The sequence below is a fragment of the Micromonospora sp. WMMD1082 genome, assembly GCF_029626175.1.
Lineage (GTDB): Bacteria > Actinomycetota > Actinomycetes > Mycobacteriales > Micromonosporaceae > Micromonospora.
The window spans coordinates 2,535,752-2,545,607 of sequence record NZ_JARUBM010000002.1; the positions used below are offsets into that span (position 1 = coordinate 2,535,752).

General features: G+C 76.6%; 1 protein-coding gene. It reads right to left on the reverse strand.

Annotated elements, in window-relative coordinates:
- Positions 1 to 114: 114 nt before the first annotated feature.
- Positions 115 to 9,846, reverse strand: a complete 9,732-nt coding sequence (locus O7615_RS11825) for a type I polyketide synthase (protein WP_278177501.1) — start codon at positions 9,844 to 9,846, stop codon at positions 115 to 117.
- Between the last annotated feature and the right edge of the window lie 10 nt (positions 9,847 to 9,856).

The following is a 9,856-nucleotide window of genomic DNA, read 5'->3' on the forward strand; positions in this document are numbered from 1 at the left end:
CTCCAAGCGCAACCTTGACCGTCAGCGCCCATCATCGGGCTGCGGGCCGAGCCGCTCCGACCCCTAGCCCACCCCTAAGGTCGGTAAGGGGCCGACCACCGCCCTCGTCCACGCCTACCCGCTCTCCGCGCCGGCGGCGACCTCGGCAGCGCCCGCCGCCGAGCCGCCGGTGAGCACCGCGTCGAGGTGCGCGACCAGCTCGGCGGGGGTCTGGCAGTCGTAGAGGGCGGCGACGGTGAGTTCGACGCCGGTGGTCGCCCCGAGCCGGGTCCGCAGCTCGACCGCGGTGAGCGACGAGACACCCAGGTCGAGAAAGTCCACGTCGTCGTCGATGTCCTCGGCGGGGCGGCCGAGCACCGCCGCCGCCTCCGTCCGCACCACCTGCGCGAGGACCTGCTGACGGCCCGGGCCGTCGAGCTGGTCGAGGCGACCGCGCAACTGCTCCGGGCCGGCGTCCGCAGCGTCCTCCGCCGCGCGGTCGTCACCGCCCGCCCCGGCGACCGGCAGGGCACGCAGCAGCGGGCGGTCGCCGCCCGGCGCCGACCAGTCGAACCGGGCGAGCGTCAGCCCGGTCCGGCCCTGACCGGCCGCCGCGCGCAGGGCGGGCACCAGTTCGTCCAGCGTCAGCGGCGCTCGGTCCGCCAGTTGGCCGGCGCCGTTGCGGGAACCCTCGGTGGCCGGCTCGGCCCAGGGCCCCACCGCGACCGAGGCCGCCGGCAACCCCCGTGCCCGCCGCCGCCGGGCGACGGCGTCGTAGTGGGCGGCGGCGACCCCCGCCTCGGCCGGCTCGCCGGTACGCGGGTCGACCGCCGGCGTCAGCAGGACGAACGCCGCCAGGTCCAGCTCCGTGGCGAGCGCGTCGAGTTCGTCGGCCAGCACCAGGTCCTCCGGCGCCGTTCCGCCATGGACGATCGCGGTGAGCGGCCGCTCCGGCGGGATCGACGCGAGGATCCGGGACAGCGCGGCGCTGTTCGCCGCACACCGGATCACGATTGCCGGCTCGTCGCCCGCGCCCCGGACGGCGACGAGCGCCCCGAGCGGACCGGCGCCGTCGGTCACCAGGACGGTGCCGGCCGGTTGCCAGCTCGGGCCGCTTCCGGTCGCCCCCGCGCCGACCAGCCGGCGGGCGAACGCCCCGGCGGCGCGCAGGGCCAGGTCGTCCTCGTCCAGCACGCTCGCCGCGCCGGCGGCGAGCACTTCGCAGAGCAGGTCCAGAATCCGGTCGCCCGGTTCGGCCGGCACGTCGACCAGCCGCCCGCCCGCCCGCGCCCGGTCGGCGGCCCGCGCCGGGTCGGCCGGCGGGTCGGCGGGGGTGGCGGCGACCGCGCCGCTGGTGACCTGCCACACCGGGCGGTCGCCGGCGACGTCGGCCAGGGCGGCGACCGTCTCCGGGTGGAGAGCGGCACCGACGTGCACGACACCGGCCGGCGGCGGGCCGGGCAGCGCGGCGAGCGCCGCCGGCACCCCGTCCGGGCCGTCCGCCGGCACGGTGACGGGTCGGCCGCCGCGTCGGGCCACCGCCGCGCCGATCGCCTCGGCCAGCTCCGCCGCTGGCCCGCCCCGGGACGCCACGACCAGCCAGGTCCCGGCCAGCGACGCCGGGGGCAGTCCGCCCAGCGGGTGCCAGACCTCGCGGTACGCGTGGCGGTCGATCTCGGTCACCCCCCGCACCCGCCGCCGGAACGACGCGAGCACCGGCAGCAGGGCGTCGAGCGGCTGCTCGCCGGGTACACCGAGGGCGTCGGCCAACGCGTCGAGGTCCTGTGCCTCGACGGCGGCCCAGAGCCGGGCCTCGGCGGCGGCCGGCGCGTTCGCCGCGGCGGGCGTGCCGCCCACCGGTCGGGCCGGTTCCGGCCAGAACCGCTGGCGCTGGAACGCGTAGGTGGGCAGGTCGACCCTAATCGCGCCCCGGTCGGCGGTGACGGCGGCCCGGTCCAGCTCGACGCCGCGTACCCAGAGCCGCCCGACGGCCTCGGTGAGCGACCGTTCCTCGTCGCGGTCCCGACGCAGCGCCGGCACAAAGTCGGCTCCGGCGTCGGCGGGCAGGCACTCCCGGCCGAGCGCCGCGAGCACGCCGTCCGGGCCCAGCTCCACGAAGGTCCGCACGCCCGCCGCCGCCAGCGCCCGTACGCCATCGGCGAACCGGACCGCCTCCCGTACGTGCCGCACCCAGTAGTCGGGCGTGGTCAGCTCCGCCGGATCGGCGAGCGCGCCGGTCACGTTGGAGACGATCGGGATGCGCGGCGTCGCGTACGACAGCGCGGAGGCAATCTCACGGAACTCCGCCAGCATGTCGTCCATCAGGGGCGAGTGGAACGCGTGGCTGACGCTCAGCCGGCGGGTCTTGACGCCGTCGTCGACCAGCCGCGCGACGACGGCATCGAGGACGCCCGCGTCGCCGGAGACGACGACGGCCTCGGGGCCGTTGACGGCGGCGATGCCGACCCGGTCGAGGTGGTCGGCCAGCAGGGACGCCACGCGGGCCTCGGTGGCGCGTACCGACACCATCGCGCCGCCGGCCGGCAGCGCCTGCATGAGCCGGCCCCGACCGGCGACGAGCGTGGCGGCGTCGGCCAGCGAGAGCACGCCGGCCACGTGGGCCGCGGTCAGCTCGCCGATCGAGTGACCGGCCACGAACTCCGGTGTCAGGCCCCACTGCTCGAAGGTGCGGTAGAGCGCGGTCTCCAGCGCGAACAGGGCCGGTTGGGTGTAAGCGGTGCGGTCCAGCTGCTCGGCGTCGTCGAGCACGGACGCGAGCGGGCGTTCCAGGTGGCGGTCCAACTCGGCGCAGGCCGCCGCGAACGCGTCGCGGAAGACGGGCAGGGTCGCGGCCAGCCGGCGGCCCATGCCCGCCCGCTGGGTGCCCTGGCCGCTGAAGAGCACCGCCGTACGCCCGCCAGCGACCTGCCCGGTGGCCAGCGCCGGCGCGGGCTCGCCCCGGCCGAGCGCCTGGAGCCCGGCCACCAGCTCCGCCCGGTCGGCGCCGACCACGGTCGCCCGGTGCCGGAACTCTGCCCGGGTGGTGGCCAGCGAGTGGGCGACGTCGACCGGACGCAGCTCGGGCCGGTCCCGCAGGTGGGCGACCAGCCGGATGGCCTGGTCCCGCAACGCGCCCCGGTTGCGCCCGGAGAGCAGCAGCGGTACGGCCGGCCCGGTGCCGTCCGGCGCGGGCGCCGGCTTCTCGTCCGGTCCCTGTTCGAGGATGACGTGCGCGTTGGTGCCGCTGATACCGAACGACGAGACGGCGGCGCGCCGCCGTCGTCCGGTGGCCGGCCACTCGACCGACTCGCTGAGCAGCCGCACCGCCCCGGCCGACCAGTCGACGTGCGGCGAGGGCGCGTCGACGTGCAGCGTGCGTGGCAGCAGGCCGGCCCGCATCGCCTGCACCATCTTGATGACGCCGGCCACGCCGGCCGCCGCCTGGGTGTGCCCCAGGTTCGACTTGATCGACCCGAGCCACAGTGGCTCCTCGCCACGGTCCCGGCCGTAGGTCGCCAGGATCGACTGGGCCTCGATCGGGTCGCCCAGCGTCGTGCCGGTGCCATGCGCCTCCAGCGCGTCGACGTCCCGGGCCGTCAGGCGCGCGTCGGCCAGCGCCTGCCGGATCAGCCGCTGCTGGGACGGCCCGTTGGGCGCGGTCATCCCGTTGCTGGCGCCGTCGGAGTTGACCGCCGTGCCCCGCACCACCGCGAGGACCGGATGGCCGTTGCGCCGGGCGTCGGACAGCCGCTCGACGACCAGTACGCCCACCCCCTCGGCCCAGCCGGTGCCGTCGGCCGCCGCGGCGAACGACTTGCACCGCCCGTCGGGCGCGAGACCGCGCTGCCGGCTGAAGTCGACGAACGCGCTCGGCGTGCTGAGCACCGTCACGCCGCCGGCCAGCGCTAGGTCGCACTCGTTGTTCCGCAGGGCCTGCGCGGCGAGGTGCAGCGCGACCAGCGAGGACGAGCACGCGGTGTCGATGGTCAGCGCCGGGCCCTCCAGCCCCAGCGCGTACGCGACCCGGCCGGAGACCACCCCACCCGCGATCCCGGTGCCGACGAAACCGTCCAGCTCGTCGCCGGCTTCGACCAGGTGGGCGGCGTAGTCGTGGTACATGACGCCGGTGAAGACGCCGGCCCGGCTGCCCCGCAGCGTCGTCGGGTCGATGCCGGCCCGCTCGACCGCCTCCCACGAGGTCTCCAGGAACAGCCGCTGCTGCGGGTCCATCGCGAGCGCCTCCCGGTGGGCGATGCCGAAGAAGTCGGCATCGAACTGCGCCGCGTCGTAGAGGAAACCGCCCTGGTCGCAGTAGCTCGTGCCGGGGCGGTCGGGGTCGGGGTCGAAGAGGTCGTCGAGGTGCCAGCCACGGTCGGTCGGGAAGCTCGACACCGCGTCCACGCCACCGGCGACCAGGTCCCACAACTGCTCCGGCGAGGCGACGCCGCCGGGAAAGCGGCAGCCCATGCCGACGATCGCGAGCGGCTCGTCCGCGCGTACCGGCGCCGGGGGCGCCGGGCGGGCCGGTCCGGCGTCCCCGGCGACCAGTTCGGTGTGCAGGAAGCCGGCGAGGTCGGTCGGGGTGGGGTAGTCGAAGACCAACGTGGCGGGCAGCCGGGCGCCGACCGCCGCGCCGAGCCGATTGCGCAGCTCGACGGCGGTCAGCGAGTCGAAGCCCAGCTCCTTGAAGGCCCGCGCGGCATCCACCGCCTCCGGGCCGGAGTGGCCGAGGACAGCAGCGACCTGGGTACGTACCAGCGAGAGCAGCTCGGCACGTGCCTCCGCCTCGGGCAGCCCGGCGAGACGCTCACGGAGACCGGACGTGTCCACGGTCGCCCCGGCCGTCGGGCGCAGCGCTGTGCGGACCAGGCCCCGTAGGATCCCCGGCACGACGGCTCCCCGGGGCGCGGTGGGCCGCAGATCCATCGGCACCAGCTGCGACTCGGGCCGGTGCAGCGCGTGGTCGAACAGGGCGAGCCCGTCCTCGGTGGACAGCGGGTGCAGCCCGGTGCGGCGCATCCGGGCCAGGTCCACGTCGTCGAGATTCCGGGTCAGCCCGGTGCGCTCGGCCCACATGCCCCAGGCCAGGGCGACCGCCGGTCGGCCGGCGGCCCGCCGGTGCTGGGCCAGCGCGTCGAGGAACGCGTTGGCGGCGGCGTAGTTGGCCTGCCCGGGAGTGCCGAAGACACCGGCGGCCGAGGAGAACAGCACGAACGCGGACAGGTCCAGGTCGCGGGTGAGCGCGTCGAGGGTGGCGGCGGCGTCGACCTTGGGCCGGAACACCGCGTCGACGCGCTCCGGGGTCAGCGATCCGACGATCCCGTCGTCCAGCGCGCCGGCCGTGTGCACCACGGCGGTGAGCGGGTGCTCCACCGGCACGTCGGCCAGCAGCGCGGCCACCGCGGCCCGGTCGGTCACGTCGCACGCGGTCACCGTCACCTCGGCACCGAGCGCGGCGAGTTCGGCGCGCAGGTCGGCGGCGCCCGGCGCGTCCGCTCCCCGGCGGCTGACCAGCAGCAGCCGCCGTACGCCCCGGTCGGCGACCAGGTGTCGGCTCACCAGCGTGCCCAGCGTCCCGGAGGCGCCGGTGACCAGCACCGTGCCGGCCGGGTTCCACGGCCGCTCCGCCACCGGCTCGTCGGCGCGCGCGGCCCGGGTGAGGCGCGGGGCGTACGGGACGCCGGCCCGGACGGCGACCTGTGACTCGTCCGCGGCGATCGCGGTGGCCACGGCCGTCACCCAGCCGTCGTCGTCGAGGTCACGGTCGACGAGGAGGATCCGGTCGGGGTTCTCGGACTGTGCCGACCGGATGAGCCCCCAGACGGCGGCCTGCGCCGGGTCGACCGGCTGTCCCGGTGCGGTCGCCACCGCCCTGGTGGTGAGGATCACCAGCCGGGCGGCCGCCAGGCGGGGCTCGGCGAGCCACTCCTGCACGAGCCGCAGCGCGGTGTGCGTCGCCTCCCGTGCCGCGGACGCCAGGTCGGCCCCCACGGCGGTGGGTGTCGCCGGCGCCACCACCAGGGCGGGCGGGGCCGTGTCGGGGGCGGCGACGAGCGCGGCCAGGTCCGGCCAGGTCTCCGGCCGTACCCCGGCCAGGTCGACGGCGTCCGCCACCTCCGGGTGGTCGCCGAGCAGGGCGACGGCCCCGCGCGGACCGTCGGCGACGGCGGCGGCGACCGGCACCCAGCCGACGGTGAAGAGCTTCTGCTCGACGGTGGCGGCGCCGGTGTCCGCCGTGGCCTGGCGGACGGTGAGGCCCTCGACGGTGGCCACCGGTTCGTCGCCGGGTCCGGTCACGGTGATCGCGACGCGGTCGGCGCCGGTGGGGCGCAGCCGGACCCGCAGGGTGGTCGCACCGGCGGCGTGCAGGATGACGCCGCTCCAGACGAACGGCAACCACGGTCGGCCGCCGTCGCCGTCCGCGTCCAGGGCCAGGGCGAGCGGGTGCAGGGCAGCATCGAGCAGCGCCGGGTGGAGACCGAAGCCGCCCGCGTCGGCGTTGGTGGGGGCCGGGAGGGCGACCTCGGCGTACACCTCGTCCTCGCCGCGCCACACCGCCCGGACACCGCGGAACGCCGGCCCGTACCCGAGACCCACGGCGGCGAAGCGCTCGTAGAGGTCGGCGACCGCGACCGGCTCGGCGCCGGCCGGCGGCCAGACCGCCGACCCGGCGGCCCCAGACGGCGGGACCGGCCCGGCCGGCTCGACCGTGGCGGTGGCGTGCCGGGTCCACGGCGCGTCGCCGCCGTCCGGCCGGGCGTGGACGCCGACCTCGCGACGGCCGGTGCCATCAGCCGGACCGATCACGACCTGGAGTTGGACGGCTCCCCGCTCCGGTAGCACCAGCGGCTCGGCCACCAGCAGCTCCGCCACCCGGCCGCAGCCGACCTCGTCGGCGGCGCGGACCACCAGCTCGACGAATGCCGCGCCGGGCAGCAGCACCCGGCCGGCGACGGTGTGGTCGGCGAGCCACGGATGCGACGTCAGCGACAGCCGCCCGGTCAGCACCCAGCCGTCCGAACCGGCCACCGACGACACCGCGCCCAGCAGCGGATGCCGGGCCGGTCCCAGCCCGAGGCCGGCGGCGTCGCCGGTGGACCGGGCCGACGGCCGGGGCCAGTAGCGTTCGTGCTGGAACGGGTACGGGGGCAGGTCGACCCGCTCGGGGGTGCGGCCGGCGAACACCGCCGGCCAGTCGACGGCGACGCCACCGGTCCACGCCTGACCGACCGAAAGCAGCAGCCGCTGCCACCCGCCCTCGCCCCGGCGCAGCGACCCCACCACGACGGCGGTCCCGTCGGCATCGTCGACGATCTCCTGAACGGCGACGGCGAGCACCGGATGTGCGCTGCACTCCACGAACCCGTCGAAGCCCTGGCCCAGCAGCGTCCGCACGGCCGGTTCGAACCCGACCGGCTCCCGCACGTTGCGGAACCAGTACGCCGCGTCGAGCGCGGCCGTGTCGAGCCACTCGCCGGTCACCGTCGAGAAGAACGGCACCTGCCCGCCGACCGGACGGATCGGGGCCAGGAGCCGGAGCAACTCGTCCCGCAGCGGCTCGATCTCGCCGGAGTGCGACGCGTAGTCCACCTCGATCCGCCGTGCCCGGACACCCTCCGCCTCGCACTCGGCGAGCAGTCCCGCGAGCGCCGCCACGTCCCCGGAGAGCACGACCGACGTGGGCCCGTTGACCGCCGCGACGGATATGCCCCAGCGCGCCGCCCGGGTCGACGCGGCCGGGCCTGGCTCGGCGACCGACACCATTCCGCCGCGTCCCGCGACGCTCAGCAACGCCCGCGAGCGCAGCGCCACGACCCGGGCAGCGTCGTCGATCGACAGGCCGCCGGCCACGCACGCGGCGGCGATCTCGCCCTGCGAGTGGCCCAGGACCGCCGCCGGCTCGACGCCGAGCGACCGCCACACCGCCGCGAGGGAGACCATCACCGCCCACAACGCGGGCTGTACCACGTCGACCCGCTCCAGCGACGGCGCGTCCTCGGCGCCCCGGACCACGGCCTCCAGCGACCAGGTCACGTGCGGGTCCAGCGCCGCGGCGCACCGGGCCATCGAGTCGGCGAAGACCGGGGACGAGTCGAGCAGTTCCGCGGCCATCCCCGCCCACTGCGAGCCCTGGCCGGGGAAGACGAACACCACCTTGCCGGAGGTCGTCGCCACCCCCTCCACCGTCGCCGGGCCACCCGACCCGGTCGCCACCGCCGCCAGCCCGTCCGTCAGGTCCGCCCGGCCGGCGGCGACCACCACCGCCCGCCGCTCGAAGCTCGTCCGGCCGGTCGACGACCAGCCCACGTCGTCGGGGCGGAGCCCGCTACGCCCGGCCAGCGCCCCGCCGAGGCGGGCGGCGCCGTCGCGCAACGCGGTCTCGGTCCGGGCGGACAGCAGCACGGGTACGACGGGTTCGGCGCCCTCCGCGACCGCCATGACCGGCCGGGCGTCCGGCTGCGCCACCGGTTCCGCGACCGGCGCCGGTGCCTCCTCCAGGATCAGGTGGGCGTTCGTGCCGCTGATGCCGAACGACGAGACGGCGGCGCGCCGGGGCCGCCCGTTCCGCTCCCAGTCCCGCGCTCCGGTCAGCAGCCGGACCGCGCCGGACGACCAGTCCACGTGCGGGGACGGTTCGTCCACGTGCAGCGTCTGCGGCAGCACGCCGTGGCGGAGCGCCTGCACCATCTTGATCACACCGGCGACCCCGGCCGCCGCCTGCGTGTGCCCGATGTTCGACTTCACCGACCCCAGCCAGAGCGGACGGCCGGCGGTGCGGTCCTGGCCGTACGTGGCGAGCAGGGCCTGCGCCTCGATCGGGTCGCCCAGCGTCGTGCCCGTGCCGTGCGCCTCCACCGCGTCGATGCCGTCGGTTCCCACCCCGGCCGAGGCGAGCGCCTGACGGATGACCCGCTGCTGCGACGGCCCGTTGGGCGCGGTGAGGCCGGCGCTGGCGCCGTCGGAGTTGACCGCCGAGCCCCGGACGACGGCCAGCACCCGACGTCCCGCCTTGAGCGCGTCGGACAGCCGCTCGACCACCACGACGCCGACGCCCTCGCTGAAGCCGGTGCCGTCGGCGGCGGACGCGAACGCCTTGCAGCGGCCGTCGGGCGCGAGTCCCCGCTGCTCGCTGAACTCGATGAAGGTGCCGGGCGTCGGGATGACCGTGACGCCGCCGACCAGCGCCATGGAGCACTCGCCGTTGCGCAGGGCCTGGGCGGCCAGGTGCAGCGCCACCAGCGACGACGAGCACGCGGTGTCCACGGTGACCGCCGGCCCCTCCAGACCGAGCGCGTACGCCACGCGGCCGGACACCACGCTCGCCGCGACGCCCGTCATCGTGTAGCCGAGGACATCGGCGTACATGCTCTGCATGACCGTCGCGTACTCGGCGCTGGTGGCGCCGAGGAACACGGCGGTACGCGTCCGGCGCAGCGCGGCCGGGTCCACCCGCGCGTCCTCCAGCGCCTCCCACGACGCCTCCAGCACCAGCCGCTGCTGCGGGTCCATGGCGAGTGCCTCGCGCGGGCTGATGCCGAAGAAGCCGGCGTCGAACCCGAGCGCGTCGGCCAGGAAGCCGCCCCGGCGCACGTACGTCTTCGCGGGCTGACCCGGTTCGGGGTCGAACACGGCGTCCACGTCCCACCCCCGGTCGGTCGGGAAGTCGCCCGTCGCGTCCCCGCCGGACGCCACCAGGTCCCACAGGTCCTCCGGCGACCGGACGCCACCCGGGAAGCGGCACGCCATCCCCACGATCGCCATCGGCTCGTGGCTGCGGTTCTCCACGTCACGAAGCCGCTGCCGGGTCTGATGGAGGTCGGCGGTGACCCGCTTGAGATACTCGACGAGCTGCTCCTCGTTGGCCATCGGGCTGCCC

What these genes read in the sequence shown, in the direction of transcription:
- O7615_RS11825 (WP_278177501.1), bottom strand. Translation starts at nt 9,846, where the DNA reads ATGGCCAACGAGGAGCAGCTCGTCGAGTATCTCAAGCGGGTCACCGCC.